Below are 14,754 nucleotides of genomic sequence, written 5' to 3'. Positions count from 1 at the left end.
CCGGACGTCAGAAGGCTCTGGAACGGCGCTCTCAGCGCGCCACTGCATTACTTTCCAGCGCCCGCTGGAGAAATGTCCGGTGCAGCCGACATATTCTTATAGCACTTGGCCTTCATGTCTCTTGTCAGTCGGTGCCGCAATGATGCAACCTTGCCGCAGGCAACAGTAAAGAGGGCGAGAGCCCGGCGCGTTCAGCAAATTTCCAAGCGAGTTCCCTTCATGAAGAGCCAACCCGATGCCGCCAGCCGTATGGTGGCCGAGGTAGTGACGCAGTTGCCTGTGCCCTCGCGGCTCGGCATGCTGCGTTTCGAGCGCCTGAATGAAGCCAGCTGGGCGATGCTGTTTCTCGATCCCAATTGTGAACGCCAGTTCGGCCAGCCTGCCGTCGAACTCTGCGCGTTGGTCGGTTCACCCTACGCCAGCCTGATGGAGCCCGAAGCGCGCTATCAGCTGCACGATGCGATCCAGCAACAACTGCGTGACAGTCCGCATTATCTGGTGCGTTATACCCTGCACACCGCCGCCGGTGCGCTGAGCATTCTTGAACTCGGTGAAGCCTACAAACAGCACAACCGCCACTTGCTGCGCGGTTATCTGCTGGCGGTCGACGACGTGTTCGACGAGGCGCCGACGCTGCCGTCCGTCGACCTGGAAACCCAGAACTCGCGCCTGCAAATTGCCCTTGAGCTCAATCAGCGTGCCCAGCAGGAACAACTGCAACATCTGGAGCGGGTGCGCGCCCAGCAGGATCTGATCCTGTTGCTGGCCCGCCAGCGCTACAGCAGCCAGAACTCCCTGCAAGAAGCCGCCGAGCTGATCACCCGCTGCGCCTGCGATATCTATGAAATTGACTGCGCCAGCCTGTGGAACCTCGAAGGCCAGAAACTGGTGCCGATCTCGGCCTATCACCGCGCCACCCAGGAATACATCCTGCCGGAGGTGATCGACGTCAGCGGCTTCCCCGATTACATGGACGCATTGCACGGCAGCCGCGCCATCGACGCGCACAACGCGATGCGCGACCCGCGCACCCGGGAAATGGCCGAGGCCCTGCGCCCGCGCGACGTCAACGCCATGCTCGACGCCAGCATCCGCGTCGACGGCCAGGTGGTCGGCGTGCTGTGCCTGGAGCAGACCGGCGTGACACGCGCCTGGCAGTCCGACGAGATCGCCTTTGCCGGTGAACTCGCTGACCAGTTCGCCCAGGTCATCAACAATCACAACCGCCGCACCGCTACCAGCGCTCTGCACCTGTTCCAGCGCGCGGTCGAGCAAAGTGCAAACGCCTTTTTGCTGGTCAATTGCGACGGCGTGGTCGAGTACGTCAACCCGAGCTTCACCGCGATCACCCAGTACACCACCGAGGAAGTCCACGGCCAGCGCCTGTCGGAACTGCCGGCCCTGGAAAACCTGAGCGAGCTGCTGTTCGACGCGCCCTCGGCGCTGGCCAAGAGCAACAGCTGGCAGGGTGAATTCAAGAGTCGCCGCAAAAACCTCGAACCCTACTGGGGCCAGTTGTCGATCTCCAAGGTCTACGGCGACAACCGTGAGCTGACGCATTACATCGGCATCTACGAAGACATCACCCAGACCAAACTGGCGCAGCAGCGCATCGAGCGCCTGGCCTACACCGACAACCTGACCAACCTCGGCAACCGCCCTGCATTTATCCGCAATCTGGATGAACGCTTCGCCCGAGACAGCGATACCCCGATCAGCCTGCTGCTGGTGGACATCGACAACTTCAAGCGGATCAACGACAGCCTCGGCCACCAGACCGGCGACAAACTGTTGATCAGCCTGGCCCGGCGCCTGCGTAACAGCCTGAGCCCGAGCGGCAGCCTGGCGCGATTCGCCAGTAACGAATTCGCGGTGTTGCTCGACAACACCGACCTCGAAGCCGGTCAACGGATCGCCAGCCAATTGCTGCTGACCCTCGACAAACCGATGTTCGTCGACAACCAGTTGATCAGCGTCACCGGCTCCGTGGGCCTGGCCTGCGCGCCGCTGCACGGCCGCGACCCGCAGACCCTGATGCGCAACGCCGGCCTCGCCCTGCACAAAGCCAAGGCCAACGGCAAACATCAGGTGCAGGTGTTCACCGAGGCACTGAACGCCGAGGCCAGCTACAAACTGTTCGTCGAGAACAACCTGCGCCGCGCCCTGACCCAGAACGAACTGGATGTTTTCTACCAGCCGAAGCTGTGCCTGCGCAGCGGCCGATTGCTGGGCATGGAAGCGCTGCTGCGCTGGAACCACCCGGAGCGCGGCATGATTCGCCCGGACCAGTTCATCAGCGTGGCCGAGGAAACCGGCCTGATCATTCCGATCGGCAAGTGGATCGCCCGCCAGGCCTGCCGCATGAGCAAGGCGCTGACCGCCGCCGGGATGGGCAACCTGCAAGTGGCGATCAACCTGTCGCCCAAGCAGTTCTCCGACCCGGATCTGGTGGCCTCCATCGCCAACATCCTCAAGGAAGAAGCACTGCCGGCCAATCTGCTGGAACTGGAGCTGACCGAAGGCCTACTGCTGGAAGCCACCGAAGACACCCACTTGCAACTCGATCAGCTCAAGCGCCTGGGACTGACCCTGGCCATGGACGACTTCGGCACCGGTTACTCGTCGCTCAGCTACCTGAAAAAATTCCCGATCGACATCATCAAGATCGATCGCAGCTTCATCCACGAAATCCCGGACAACCAGGACGACATGGAAATCACCTCCGCCGTGATCGCCATGGCCCACAACCTGAAACTCAAGGTCGTGGCCGAAGGCATCGAGACCGCCGAGCAACTGGCATTCCTGCGCCGGCACCGCTGCGACGTCGGCCAGGGCTACCTGTTCGACCGGCCGATTCCGGGCGGCGAGCTGATCCAGGCGCTCAAGCGCTACCCGCGCGGCCCTCTCCCTCTGTAAACATCAACCGCAGTACCCGCACATTTTGACTAGTGATTAACTGGGCATCATTGGGCACACTGGCGGTCTGTGTATTGACATCCCATCCTGACTGAGAGGAACGATCATGGTTCTGCGCTCGGAAATTCTGGTGAACAAAAACGTGCTACCGACTAAAGAACAAGCTCTGCCCGGCCGCGAAACCCCGATGGCCCTGCCTGAAAAACACTTTGTTTTCACCGAGACGCCGTTGCTGGGCCCGTTCTTTCAGGACGTCGACTTCGCGATTTTCGGTCTGGGTTGCTTCTGGGGTGCGGAACGCCGCTTCTGGCAGCGTGAAGGTGTGGTCAGCACCGTGGTCGGCTACGCCGGCGGTTACACGCCGAACCCGACCTACGAAGAAGTCTGCTCGGGCCTGACCGGCCACGCTGAAGTGGTGCTGGTGGTGTATGACAAGGCCAAGGTCAGCTACGAAGAACTGCTGGCGATGTTCTGGGAATTGCACAACCCGACCCAGGGCATGCGTCAGGGCAATGACATCGGCACCCAGTACCGTTCGGTGATTTACGCGACCCACCCGGAGCAACTGGATGCGGCGCTGAAGAGCAAGGCCGTTTATCAGGCTGAGCTGTCGAAGGCGGGGCTGGGTGAAATCAGCACCGAGATTGAACAGGCCCCGACCGTTTACTTCGCCGAGACCTATCACCAGCAGTACCTGGCGAAAAATCCGGAAGGCTACTGCGGGATTGGCGGCACGGGCGTTTGCATGCCGCCGAGTCTGGCGGGTAACTAAGCCCGCCCTGATCGCTCCCGCGCTTGGCGTGGGAGCGATTGACGGTCGATCAGCTCTCGGCGATCAACCAATCCATCTGCCATCCACCCTGGGTTTGCCCAAGTTTCTTGGACAGCCACGGCAGCAGCTCACGCAATTCTTCCTCCAGCCCCCACGGCGGATTGGCAATCGCCAGGCCAGAGCCGTTCAGGCTGTTCGGCGTGTCCAGCGGATGCACCAGCAACTCGACCCGCAGCAACTTTGGCGCACCGGTGCCGGCCAGATCCAGATAGAAACGACGCAGCGCGCGCTGATCCTTCACCGGATACCAGATGGCCGCCACGGTTTGGCGCATCCGCGAGATCGCCTCTTTCAAGGACGCCGCGCAACGCTGCATCTCGTCGAGTTTCTCGAACGGCGGGTCGATCAGCATCACAGCGCGCTTCTCGGCCACCGGCAGCAACGCCCGCGCCACATGCCAGCCCTCGCCCAGATGCACGGCCACACGACGGTCGCCCTTCATGTTGTCCTTGAGCAGCACGCCGTCTTCCGGATGCTTCTCGTTGAGCAGCACACGATCCTGGGAACGGGTCAGACGCCGCGCCAGCTCCGGCGAACCCGGGTAATAGCGCAACTGGCCATCCGGGTTCATCTCGTGCAGCACGTTCATGTAATCGGCGGTCAGCGCCGGCAGATCCGGCTGATCCCACAAGCGCGCGATGCCTTCCAGATACTCGCCGGTACGGTTGGCCTGATCGCCCTGCAGGTCATACAGACCGATGCCGGCGTGGCTGTCGAGATAGGCAAACGGCTGCTCCTTACGCGACATCAGGGCGATGAGGCGGGTCAAGGTCAGGTGTTTGAACACATCGGCGTGATTGCCGGCATGGAAGGCGTGACGATAATTCATGGCTGCTCCTGCGAGGGCCGTGAAGTTTACCTTTTACCGGGCGGCAAGTCAGGGGTTGGGGGCTGAGTGGGCGTTCCCGGCGTTACACTGGCCGCAACCACCTGACAGGAAGTCTGAAAATCATGTACCGCCGGATCATTTTTTTCCTGTGTCTGCTTGGTTCCTGGCACGCCTTCGCTGATGAAAAACACACCGAACAAGCACGCCAGAATCTAAAGAACTACGGTTTGAGCCACTGCATCCTGGCGCCATTCAAAGAACAGTCTGCACTGGAAAAAGACATCGGATTGTCTGCCGGAGCCTACTCGTTCATGGGCAAAGGCCTGCACACCGTTGTTCAGAATGAGGACACACTGGAAGTCGTGCACGATCCTTACAAAGAAACCGAAAACTACGTACTCGCTGCCTACGATCAGACATCCTCGGCCAACCAGCTCTCAAATCGGAAAGCTGTGTTTTACGCATGCCTTGAGGTTTACAACTCCCAGGCTTTCGACAGCTTCATCAAGACCCAGGACGCTTACGTCTCGGAATGATCACCCAACGGCAGAGGCTACATTCGGGCGCTCCTTTGAGTTCGCTGTTTTGGCGAGGGAGTTTGCAGGGACTGTCAGGCCTGTGTACGTAGGCGCTTGCCAATCACATCCAAGACATCACAGCCGTCGCGCAACGGAATCACGCAGAGCTGGGCGAAGTCGCTGAGGATGACCGAGTCGCACTCGACCGAGCCGCGCATGCACATGTTTTCCAGGACCTGGATCACGGCGCGGATGCGGTAGTTGGCGGCGTCCATCAGGATGTCGAGCGGGGCGTGGGTGTCGATGAACAGGGTGGGCATGTCGTTGCAGTTGCTGGTCAGCGCCATGAGGCGGTTGTCGGGGTGAGGGATGAAGGGTTCGTAGGGTGGATCGGGTTTTAACGTCGACATATTTTTGCACCTCGGCAGGTCAAGTGAAGCTGCCAACGACCTTCCTACAGGTTTGGGTGGCAGCTGTACGCGAGAGTAGGAAGCTGAGGAACCCACCAAACTCAGCCACGCCGAAGCGTTCCCGCGCACAGCCGCCGCGAACAATGTCATGGGCACATTCAAGTGCCGCAATCGAAGGGCAGAGCTGATGCACGGTGAGTTTTCCAAGGGTTCCTACGCCCTGTCACCACTCCCGCAGTGACAGCCAAAAGACTATCCCCGCACCACCGCGCCCACCAGTTCACGCAAACCGCCGCAACTCACAGGAAACGTCCGAAGCCCTTGCCCGGAAATATCACTCTGACTCGTCCCGCAAGTAGTCCAGCAATGCCGAAGCCGACGATTCCTCCGACGCCGAAACCGCAAAAAACCTGACAACCTTGCAGCGCAAGACATCAGCGGGAAACGCCTCGAACAACACCGGCTGCTCCTCGCTCAACCACTGCAAGGCGTTGTTGATCCGGGCATCACCACCGAATTGCGCCAGCAGCTTTTCCGGCACCGTCCACCAAGGAAATTCCCGTCCCGAGACCTGCGCCCTGCCCCCGATCCCGACGGCCTGACCGTTGATCAAGCCTCGCGTGAGAATCGGCAGCAATTGCCCGGCATCCACCTCGGACGACTCAAGGATTGGCAACAAAAACCGCCCATCCCAAAACCGCAAGAACACCGCTTTCCCGTCCGGCATCAGCACCTGAGTCAAACTGCGAAAGTGCTCGACCACCGCCTCAAGCCCCGCCGAAGAGACCGCCAGCCAGCCCCAGCCGCGATACTCCGTGGTCGCCACCCAATCCAGAAACTCACTGCCCGCGTCGACGATTCCCACATAGGGCATCACCGCATCCCACTCGGCATAGATCGTTTCCGCCCAGACCGGTTTCGGTATCTGCGCATTCCACGGCCAGGCTTTCAGCGGGTCCACCGCACTGGCACAACTGAAAACCGCGAACAACTGCTCCGACGGTTTCAGCGGCTCATCCTTCAACCATTGATCAGGCTGCACAGACACCGTCCTTACAGCGCTCGCATTCTTCGCAGAACGGTGCGTCTCCTTTAAGGCTCATGATTTGCGCAGCAGTCAGAATCGCTGCCGGTGCTGCGATCAGCTTTTCCGGCAAACCCGGCACTGTCGGCGCGGCGCTCATCGCCGCCATCGGCGCACCACCCACCACAATCGGCACACTGCTGAAGATCCCGCCGGGGCCGATGTTGATCCACTGCCCGCCCGCCTGAATCGTCGCGCTCGCCCCGCCGTCGATCACCACCTGCTGGCCGGCGCTGACATGAAATTGCGCACTGGCGTTGATCGCCTGATTGCTCACCCGAATGTGCCGATCACCGGTCACCGTGAGGTGGTCATCCTGCTTCACCTCGGTCTGCCGCTGGCCGTGGGTGATGCGCTGCTCATCGGCCTTCAGTTCATGCTTGGCGAGACCGGTCACAACGACACTGCGCTGGTTGTCGACCTGCACCTGCTGATCATTCAACACATGCTGCGTCCAGTTTCGCTGGGCGCGCAGGTAGATTTCCTCTGCGCCCTTGCGATCCTCGATGCGCAATTCGTTGTAACCGCCGCCGCCCGGACTGCTCTGGCTGCGGAAGATGCTGCGGGTCTTGTCGGCTGGTAGATCCAGCGGTATCGGCGTCGCCGCGTTTGGCAGGCAGCCCATGACCAACGGTTTGTCGGCGTCGGAATCGATGAACCCCACCAGCACTTCCATACCGACCCGTGGAATCAGCACGCTGCCGTAACGGTCATGAGCCCAGCCGCTGGCGACCCGCAGCCAACAGCTGGAATGCTCGTTGAGTTCGCCGTCGCGATCCCAGGCCAGTTGCACCTTGACCCGACCGTACTCGTCGCAATGGATTTCACTGTCTTTGGGGCCTGTGACCACGGCCGGTTGATAGCCAAGCATCCGTGGTTTTTCCGGGCCCATCGGCGGGCGGAAGAACACATCCCACGGCGTGGCGAGAAAGGTATTACGGTAACCCTGGAATTCATCGCCATCGCTGGTGACCGATTCCTCCAGCACTTGCGGCTGTCGTCCATGGTGCTCGACAGCAGTCAGCAGCCAGAGATCATTCAAATCCTGGCGCGGATGCTCGGTCAGCTGCAGGAAATGTCCACTGACGAGGGCGGATTGATCGCTGTGGCCCTCGGCCTGACGATAGTCGGCCACATGTCGTTCAAGGGTGCGCTGGGCCAGCTGCTTTCCGGTTTCACGCTCGGTGAACTGGCCGGGAAAGTGGTAATCCTCCAGCACCGGGCGCTGTTCGCTCTCGGCGCGACTTTGCATCGAAAGCCGGGGTTTGCTGAAGTCGTAATCACGCCGTGTGACCACGCTGGTACGAGTCTCAACGCGGACGGTGAAACGCTTGATCGCCGGTGCCGCCGCTGCCATGCCGCTACCCGGCAGGTACAGCGTCGGCTCGGCCAGACGCGGGAACACGGTCTGATCATCGCCGAACACCAACAGATGTCCATCCGGGCTGTGATGAAAGTGGAAATGAATGCCGACCTCGGCACACAGGCGCTGAATGAACGCCAGATCGCTCTCGGCGTACTGCACGCAATATTCACGGGGCGGGTAATCGCTGCCGAGGCGAAACTCGAAAGCATCGCGCAGGATCGCGTGATCCTTGAGGATCTGCGTCACGATCTGCGGCACGCTTTGTTGCTGGAAGATGCGCTGATTGATCCGGTGACCGAGATAGGCCAGACGCGGAACGAGGCTGACGTGATAGCGGGTCAGACGCTTGCCGGAATCCCCCTGCCCGACCCGATAGATCTGACCATGGATACCGGAACCGTCCTCGTCAAAACCCAGAAACGCCTGACAGTGCAGCAGGCTTTCAAGGTCCAGGTCCGGCCGTTCGCTGACCAGCTCCAGGTCGAAGCGAAAGGGTTGGCTGATGGCTTCCTTGCCCGTGAACTCAAGGACTTTGAGATCAAACCGGGCGCCTTCGACGGTCAACGTGAAACGCGGTTGATTGGCAGGCGCGAACATCCGATGTCTCTCTGCAGATTGAGGGCGGGCGATTCTGCATGAGGGGCAAGGGGTGCAGGATGGGTGACCGGAAAATCAGATTTTCCCTACTTGAAACTTCGATCTCCCCTTCAAGAATCGGCGTATTCGACTACAGACTTTTCCTTCAGAAAAATCGCAGGCAATAAAAAACGGCCCGTTTCCTATAGGAAACGGGCCGTTTTTTGTGAGCCTCAGCTCATTTCCATCACTTGTTCAGATGGAAGTCCTTCTCGGCCGCTTCAAAGCGCTGAACCATGCCAGTGCTTGGCTGGCCCATCAGGCTGACCAGGTAGATGGCCAGGCTGGCGAAGATGAAGCCCGGGATGATTTCGTACAGGCCCAGCACTTCGAAGTGCTTCCACACGATCACAGTGATCGCGCCGACCAGGATGCCGGCCAGTGCGCCGTTGCGGGTCATCTTTTTCCAGATCACCGAGATCAGCACGACCGGACCGAAGGCAGCGCCGAAACCGGCCCAGGCGTAGGACACCAGACCCAGCACGCGGTTGTCCGGATTGGCAGCCATCGCGATGGCGATCAGTGCAACCAGCAACACCATGGCGCGGCCGACCCATACCAGCTCGACTTGCGAGGCGGATTTACGCAGGAAGGTCTTGTAGAAGTCTTCGGTCAGGGCGCTCGAGCACACCAGCAACTGGCAGCTCAGGGTACTCATCACGGCAGCCAGAATCGCCGACAGCAGGACACCGGCAATCCAAGGGTTGAACAGCAGCTTGGCCAGCTCGATGAACACACGTTCGTGGTTTTCGCTCACTGGCATTGCCACATCCGGATTGGCCGAGAAGTAGGCGATACCGAAGAAGCCCACGGCCACGGTGCCGCCCAGGCACAGGATCATCCAGGTCATCGAGATGCGACGGGCGTTGGCGATGGATTTCACCGAGTCAGCGGCCATGAAGCGCGCCAGGATGTGCGGCTGGCCGAAGTAGCCCAGACCCCAGCCCATCAGCGAGATGATGCCGATGAAAGTGGTGCCCTTGAGCATGTCGAAGTTGCTCGGGTCGTTGGCTTCGATGGCCAGGAACGTGGTGTCGACGCCGCCGGTGGCCAGCAGAACGATGACCGGAGTCAGGATCAGGGCGAAGATCATCAGGGTGGCTTGTACAGTGTCGGTCCAGCTCACCGCGAGGAAACCGCCGACGAAGGTGTAGGCAATCGTCGCCGCAGCACCGGCCCACAGCGCCGTCTCGTAGGACATGCCGAAGGTGCTTTCGAACAGACGGGCGCCGGCAACGATGCCGGAAGCACAGTAGATGGTGAAGAACACCAGAATCACTACTGCCGAAATGATCCGCAGCAGACCGCTTTTGTCTTCGAAACGGCTGGCGAAGTAGTCCGGCAGAGTCAGGGCATCGCCGTTGTGTTCGGTTTGAACACGCAGACGGCCGGCGACGAACAGCCAGTTCAGGTAGGCACCGACGATCAGGCCGATGGCGATCCAGCTTTCGGAAAGACCGGACATGTAGATGGCGCCCGGCAGGCCCATCAGCAACCAGCCGCTCATGTCGGAAGCGCCGGCGGACAATGCGGTCACCACGCTGCCCAGGCTGCGTCCGCCCAGAATGTAGTCGGAAAGGTTGTTGGTGGAGCGATAGGCCATGAAGCCGATCAGCACCATTGCTGCGATGTAGATCACGAACGTGATCAGGGTTGGATTGCTTGCGCTCATTACGTACGTGCCCTGGCTTTGTTTTTATGTAGCGGCGGCGGTTGCACCGTTTGCAGACTGACGTCTGACAGACGATTCGCACGGCCACGCATTTATGACCAATGTTTCCCCAGGAAAGCCATTGGCCGGTAAACCGGGTTGTCCCGGTTGCACCTTGGGCGCGAATCCTATGCAACAAAGCAAAACAGGTGCAACCAGTTTCTTGAGAATTAGTTGCACCTACGTCGTTTTTTTGCCTGTAAACCGCCGATTTTGCACTGTTGCGGCGCAGTGACACCCCGCCATCTGCCTTGAAAGCACCTATCTAGAGCGGTCATCGCGAAGCTGAAATTTATTCCTGACAAGTTGCCGAATATTCCGACAAAAAAAGGGTTGCACCCGGTTGCACCTCTTTCGGCTCGCGGCTAATCTTGCCGCCAGCTGTTGTCGCGCAACTGCGGCACCCATGAGGATAAAAATATGGCTACCACCACCCTTGGGGTCAAACTCGATGACCCGACCCGCGAGCGCCTGAAGGCCGCCGCAACCTCGATTGATCGCACGCCGCACTGGCTGATCAAGCAGGCAATTTTCAATTACCTGGAAAAACTCGAGGGTGGTGCAACCCTGACCGAGCTGAACGGTTTGACCGCCAAGGACGCCGACGACGCGGGCGAAGTCCACACCGATCACGCTCACCAATGTTTCCTCGAATTCGCCGAAAGCATCCTGCCGCAATCGGTGCTGCGCGCCTCGATCACCGCCGCTTACCGTCGCCCTGAGCCGGAAGTGGTGCCGATGCTGATCGAGCAGGCTCGCCTGCCGGCGCCGATGGCCGAAGCCACCAACAAACTCGCTGCAACCATCGCGGAAAAACTGCGTAACCAGAAGAGTGCCGGCGGTCGTGCAGGCATTGTTCAGGGTCTGCTGCAGGAATTTTCCCTGTCGTCCCAGGAAGGCGTGGCGCTGATGTGCCTGGCCGAAGCGCTGCTGCGTATCCCGGACAAGGGCACTCGCGATGCACTGATCCGCGACAAGATCAGCACCGGCAACTGGCAGCCGCACTTGGGCAACAGCCCTTCGCTGTTCGTCAATGCGGCGACCTGGGGTCTGCTGCTGACCGGCAAACTGGTCTCCACTCACAACGAAGCCGGCCTGACTTCGTCCCTGAGCCGCATCATCGGCAAGAGCGGCGAGCCGATGATCCGCAAGGGCGTCGACATGGCCATGCGCCTGATGGGCGAGCAGTTCGTGACCGGCGAAACCATCGCCGAAGCCCTGGCCAATGCGAGCAAGTTCGAAGCCAAGGGCTTCCGTTATTCCTACGACATGCTCGGTGAAGCAGCGCTGACCGAACACGACGCCCAGAAGTACCTGGCCTCGTACGAACAAGCCATTCACTCGATCGGTAAAGCGTCCCACGGCCGTGGGATTTATGAAGGCCCGGGCATCTCGATCAAACTGTCCGCCCTGCACCCGCGCTACAGCCGCGCCCAGTACGAGCGCGTGATGGACGAGCTGTACCCGCGCCTGCTGTCGCTGACCCTGCTGGCCAAGCAATACGACATCGGTCTGAACATCGACGCCGAAGAAGCCGACCGCCTGGAGCTGTCGCTGGATCTGCTCGAGCGCCTGTGCTTCGAACCGCAACTGACCGGCTGGAACGGCATCGGTTTTGTGATCCAGGCCTACCAGAAGCGTTGCCCATACGTGATTGACTACGTGATCGACCTGGCTCGCCGCAGCCGTCATCGCCTGATGATCCGCCTGGTGAAAGGCGCGTACTGGGACAGCGAAATCAAGCGCGCCCAGGTCGAAGGCCTGGAAGGCTATCCGGTGTACACCCGCAAGGTGTACACCGACGTTTCCTACATCGCCTGCGCCCGCAAACTGCTGTCGGTACCGGAAGTCATCTACCCGCAGTTCGCCACGCACAACGCCCACACCCTGTCGGCGATTTATCACATTGCCGGTCAGAACTATTACCCGGGTCAGTACGAATTCCAGTGCCTGCACGGCATGGGCGAACCTTTGTACGAGCAGGTTGTAGGCAAGGTTTCCGAAGGCAAGCTGAACCGTCCGTGCCGCGTGTACGCTCCGGTCGGCACCCACGAAACCCTGCTGGCGTACCTCGTACGTCGTCTGCTGGAAAACGGCGCCAACACCTCGTTCGTCAACCGTATCGCCGACCAGTCGATTTCGATCCAGGAACTGGTGGCCGATCCAGTTGCGCAAATCGAGCAGATGGCGACCGCGGAAGGTGGTTTCGGCCTGCCGCACCCGCGCATTCCGCTGCCGCGTGACCTTTATGGTTCCGAGCGCGCCAACTCCAGCGGCATCGACATGGCCAACGAACACCGTCTGGCATCGCTGTCCTGCGCCCTGCTGGCGACCGCGCACAACAACTGGAAAGCCGCGCCGATGCTCGGTTGTGCCTCCAGCAACGAAGCGCCGGCACCAGTCCTGAACCCGTCCGATCTGCGTGACGTGGTCGGCCACGTGCAGGAAGCCACCGTCGAAGACGTCGACAACGCCATTCAATGCGCCCTGAACGCCGCACCGATCTGGCAGGCCACCCCGCCCGCCGAGCGGGCCGCGATTCTGGAACGCGCCGCTGACTTGATGGAAGGCGAGATCCAGCCGCTGATGGGCCTGCTGGCCCGCGAAGCCGGCAAGACCTTCGCCAACGCCATCGCCGAAGTCCGCGAAGCCGTCGACTTCCTGCGTTATTACGCGGTGCAGGCACGCAACGATTTCAGCAACGACGCCCACCGCCCACTGGGCCCGGTGGTCTGCATCAGCCCGTGGAACTTCCCGCTGGCGATCTTCAGCGGCCAGGTTGCTGCCGCACTGGCCGCCGGTAACCCGGTGCTGGCCAAACCGGCCGAACAGACTCCGCTGGTCGCCGCACAAGCCGTACGCCTGTTGCTCGAAGCCGGGATTCCGGAAGGCGTGCTGCAACTGCTGCCGGGTCGCGGTGAAACTGTCGGCGCCGGTCTGGTCGGTGACGAGCGCGTCAAAGGCGTGATGTTCACCGGCTCCACCGAAGTCGCGCGCCTGCTGCAACGCAACATTGCCGGTCGCCTCGACAACCAGGGCCGTCCGATCCCGCTGATCGCCGAAACCGGTGGCCAGAACGCGATGATCGTCGATTCTTCGGCACTGACCGAACAAGTAGTGATCGATGTGGTGTCGTCGGCCTTCGACAGCGCCGGTCAGCGTTGCTCGGCCCTGCGCGTCCTGTGCTTGCAGGAAGATTCCGCTGATCGCGTCATCGAAATGCTTAAAGGTGCGATGGCTGAAAGCCGTCTCGGCAACCCGGAGCGTCTGTCCGTGGACATCGGCCCGGTGATCGACGCCGAAGCCAAGGCCGGCATCGAGAAGCACATCCAGGGCATGCGCGACAAAGGTCGCAACGTGTACCAGGTGGCGATCGCCGATGCCGAGGAAGTCAAACGCGGCACCTTCGTCATGCCGACCCTGATCGAACTGGAAAGCTTCGACGAGCTGCAACGCGAGATCTTCGGCCCGGTGCTGCACGTGGTGCGCTACAAGCGTAAAGAGATCGACCAGTTGATCGCCCAGATCAACGCCTCCGGTTACGGCCTGACCCTCGGCGTGCACACCCGCATCGACGAGACCATCGCCAAGGTGATCGACAACGTCAACGCCGGTAACGTGTACGTCAACCGCAACATCGTCGGTGCCGTGGTCGGCGTTCAGCCGTTCGGTGGCGAAGGCCTGTCGGGTACGGGTCCGAAGGCCGGTGGTCCGTTGTACCTGTACCGCCTGCTGTCGACGCGTCCTACCGACGCCATCGAACAATCCTTCGCACGCGGTGATGCGGCCGTGGCACCGGACGTTCGTCTGCGCGACGCCCTGAGTAAACCGCTGGTTGCCCTGAAAGCCTGGGCCGACAGCAACAAGTTCGCCGATTTGAGCACGCTGTGCGTTCAATACTCGGCGCAATCGCAAAGCGGCATCACCCGCGTGCTGGCCGGCCCGACCGGCGAGAAGAACAGCTACGCGATCCTGCCGCGCGAGCACGTGTTGTGCCTGGCGGACATCGAAGGTGATCTGCTGACCCAACTGGCGGCGGTACTGGCGGTGGGCGGTTCGGCGGTCTGGCCGGAATCCGACGCCAACAAGGCATTGTTCGCACGCCTTCCGAAGGAGATTCAGGCGCGGATAAAACTGGTTTCCGACTGGAACAAGGACGACGTGGTGTTCGATGCGGTTCTGCATCACGGCCACTCCGACCAGTTGCGGGCGGTCTGCCAGCAGATTGCCAAGCGTGCCGGTGCCATCATCGGGGTTCAGGGCCTGTCCCAGGGCGAAACCAACATTGCGCTGGAGCGCCTGGTGATCGAGCGCGCGTTGAGCGTCAACACCGCAGCAGCAGGCGGTAACGCCAGCCTGATGACTATCGGCTAATCAGCGACTCTGTCAGCCACTTAGAAATGGGCGCCCTCACCGGCGCCCATTTTTTTGGCCTCTCCATCACCGTTATCA

At 60.9% G+C, this 14,754-nt stretch carries 9 protein-coding genes; 4 read left to right on the top strand and 5 right to left on the bottom strand.

The features are described 5' to 3' along the window. The first annotated feature begins 219 nt into the window (after positions 1 to 219). On the top strand, positions 220 to 2,916 hold the full coding sequence (locus NH234_RS03220; RefSeq protein ID WP_367255615.1) for a putative bifunctional diguanylate cyclase/phosphodiesterase: 2,697 nt from the start codon (positions 220 to 222) through the stop codon (positions 2,914 to 2,916). Between the two features lie 106 nt (positions 2,917 to 3,022). Further along, the gene (gene msrA / locus NH234_RS03215; RefSeq protein ID WP_085732613.1) at positions 3,023 to 3,688 is read left to right on the top strand and encodes a peptide-methionine (S)-S-oxide reductase MsrA; all 666 of its coding nucleotides are present in this window, start codon (positions 3,023 to 3,025) and stop codon (positions 3,686 to 3,688) included. A 49-nt stretch (positions 3,689 to 3,737) separates the two neighbouring features. Here msrA and NH234_RS03210 read toward each other — a convergent pair whose 3' ends face one another. Continuing rightward, positions 3,738 to 4,577, bottom strand: coding sequence for a 23S rRNA (adenine(2030)-N(6))-methyltransferase RlmJ (locus NH234_RS03210; protein WP_085732612.1), 840 nt, complete (start codon positions 4,575 to 4,577; stop codon positions 3,738 to 3,740). Between the two features lie 122 nt (positions 4,578 to 4,699). On the opposite strand from NH234_RS03210, the gene NH234_RS03205 reads away from it, so the two are divergent. Continuing rightward, entirely contained in the window at positions 4,700 to 5,113 is a 414-nt protein-coding gene (locus tag NH234_RS03205) for a hypothetical protein (protein ID WP_085732611.1), read from the top strand. Between the two features lie 74 nt (positions 5,114 to 5,187). Here the strand turns inward: NH234_RS03205 and NH234_RS03200 are convergent, their stop codons facing one another. The 4 genes from NH234_RS03200 to putP all read right to left on the bottom strand — a co-directional run bounded on the left by NH234_RS03200 (position 5,188) and on the right by putP (position 10,263). Further along, positions 5,188 to 5,505, bottom strand: a complete 318-nt coding sequence (locus NH234_RS03200) for a hypothetical protein (RefSeq protein WP_085732610.1) — start codon at positions 5,503 to 5,505, stop codon at positions 5,188 to 5,190. Positions 5,506 to 5,839: 334 nt separating this feature from the next. After that, a complete protein-coding gene (locus tag NH234_RS03195; protein ID WP_367255614.1) occupies positions 5,840 to 6,547 on the bottom strand; it encodes a DUF4123 domain-containing protein in 708 nt (235 codons plus the stop codon). Then, on the bottom strand, positions 6,537 to 8,552 hold the full coding sequence (locus NH234_RS03190) for a type VI secretion system tip protein VgrG (protein WP_367255613.1): 2,016 nt from the start codon (positions 8,550 to 8,552) through the stop codon (positions 6,537 to 6,539). Before NH234_RS03190 ends, NH234_RS03195 begins: the two co-directional genes overlap by 11 nt. Positions 8,553 to 8,778: 226 nt before the next feature. Further along, positions 8,779 to 10,263: a sodium/proline symporter PutP gene (putP, locus tag NH234_RS03185; protein WP_367255612.1), complete on the bottom strand. Its 1,485-nt coding sequence runs from the start codon at positions 10,261 to 10,263 to the stop codon at positions 8,779 to 8,781. Between the two features lie 459 nt (positions 10,264 to 10,722). On the opposite strand from putP, the gene putA reads away from it, so the two are divergent. After that, the gene (putA, locus tag NH234_RS03180; RefSeq protein WP_367255611.1) at positions 10,723 to 14,676 is read left to right on the top strand and encodes a trifunctional transcriptional regulator/proline dehydrogenase/L-glutamate gamma-semialdehyde dehydrogenase; all 3,954 of its coding nucleotides are present in this window, start codon (positions 10,723 to 10,725) and stop codon (positions 14,674 to 14,676) included. The last annotated feature ends 78 nt before the right edge of the window (positions 14,677 to 14,754 follow it).

Origin of the sequence: Pseudomonas sp. stari2 (genome assembly GCF_040760005.1) — a bacterium.
Lineage (GTDB): Bacteria > Pseudomonadota > Gammaproteobacteria > Pseudomonadales > Pseudomonadaceae > Aquipseudomonas.
Note: the sequence above shows the minus strand (reverse complement) of the source record. Positions and strands in the feature narration are given on the sequence as shown.

Bases quoted from the DNA above. Each gene is read 5' to 3' on its own strand.
- NH234_RS03220 (WP_367255615.1), top strand. From the start codon at position 220: ATGAAGAGCCAACCCGATGCCGCCAGCCGTATGGTGGCCGAGGTAGTG.
- msrA (WP_085732613.1), top strand. From the start codon at position 3,023: ATGGTTCTGCGCTCGGAAATTCTGGTGAACAAAAACGTGCTACCGACT.
- NH234_RS03210 (WP_085732612.1), bottom strand. From the start codon at position 4,577: ATGAATTATCGTCACGCCTTCCATGCCGGCAATCACGCCGATGTGTTC.
- NH234_RS03205 (WP_085732611.1), top strand. From the start codon at position 4,700: ATGTACCGCCGGATCATTTTTTTCCTGTGTCTGCTTGGTTCCTGGCAC.
- NH234_RS03200 (WP_085732610.1), bottom strand. From the start codon at position 5,505: ATGTCGACGTTAAAACCCGATCCACCCTACGAACCCTTCATCCCTCAC.
- NH234_RS03190 (WP_367255613.1), bottom strand. From the start codon at position 8,552: ATGTTCGCGCCTGCCAATCAACCGCGTTTCACGTTGACCGTCGAAGGC.
- putP (WP_367255612.1), bottom strand. From the start codon at position 10,263: ATGAGCGCAAGCAATCCAACCCTGATCACGTTCGTGATCTACATCGCA.
- putA (WP_367255611.1), top strand. From the start codon at position 10,723: ATGGCTACCACCACCCTTGGGGTCAAACTCGATGACCCGACCCGCGAG.